Annotated in this window: 1 protein-coding gene; it reads right to left on the minus strand. The window is 60.7% G+C overall.

The window, feature by feature from the left end; all coding sequences use genetic code 11:
* Nucleotides 1–1082 (minus strand): IS21 family transposase (gene istA / locus ACODTZ_RS36100; protein ID WP_489032111.1); only part of this gene is annotated, 1082 nt, incomplete at its 3' end.
* Nucleotides 1083–1204 lie beyond the last annotated feature (122 nt).

Raw genomic sequence — 1204 nt, forward strand, 5'->3', positions numbered from 1 at the left:
TCCCAGCTTCGCGGATGACGAGCAATGATCTCGCCGCGGCAGCCGATCACAACTTTGTCGACATAGCCTCTGACCCAGACGTCCTGATGACCGTAGGCGACCGGCACGGAATAGTCGTTGGTCTTGTAGCGCACCAGAGACTGGGCCGTCACCGTTGTACTCGCCTGATCGCAGGCATCGAAAGGCGACGCCGGCAAGGGACGCATGGCGGCAAGATCTCGCTGCAACCGTTCGCCAATCGTCTCGCTCTCGCCGCGCAGCTTGTCGTTCTGCCGCTTGCGGCATTGCTCTTCCAGAAAGGTATTGAACGCATCCCATGTCGGAAACTGCGGGATCGGCACCATGAAGTTGCGCCGGGCATAACCGACAAGACCCTCGACATTCCCTTTATCGTTACCTTTCCCGGGACGGCCGTAGCGATCCCGGATCAGGTAGTGGGACAGGAAGCCGCTGAACAGTGCTGCGCGCTTGCGGGTGCCGTCGGGCAGGATTTTTGCGACCAGGCAACGGTCGTTGTCATAGACGATCGACTGCGGCACGGCCCCGAAAAACGTAAATGCATGGATGTGGCCATCGACCCAGGCCTCGGCCACGGCCGCCGGATAGGCCCGCACGTAGCAGCCGTCGCTATGTGGCAGATCGAGCACGAAAAAGCGCGCCTTCTGCTCGACGTCGCCGATCACCACCGTCGCCTCACCGAAGTCTGCCTGCGCATGGCCGGGTGGATGCGACAGCGGCACGAACACCTCCTGACGGCGCTGATCACGCTCGCGCATATAATCCTTGATGATCGTGTAGCCGCCGACGAACCCACACTCGTCACGCAGGCGGTCGAACACACGCTTGGCAGTATGCCGTTGCTTGCGCGGCACCTTCAGGTCTTCATCGAGCCAATGCTCGATCGTCGACACAAACGCATCCAGCTTCGGACGCCGGATCGGCAAACGTCGCTGATAGCCGGGCGGCGTCGAATAGGCCACCATCTTGGCCACGCTGTCGCGCGATATGTTGAAATGCTTAGCTGCCTGGCGCTTCGTCATCCCTTCCGAAACAGCCAGCCGAACCCTCAGATACAATTCCACGGTGTAGATCCCCTGGCCCTCCTGCATTCAATGCAGAAAGGAAATAGGTGGCCGGATTTTACTCCGCCCGCGGCAGCATTATGCCGCCGCTACCGTGGCCGACTTTTGCACCGCCGCTCTCA

The sequence above is a fragment of the Rhizobium sp. FG113 genome (assembly GCF_057809895.1).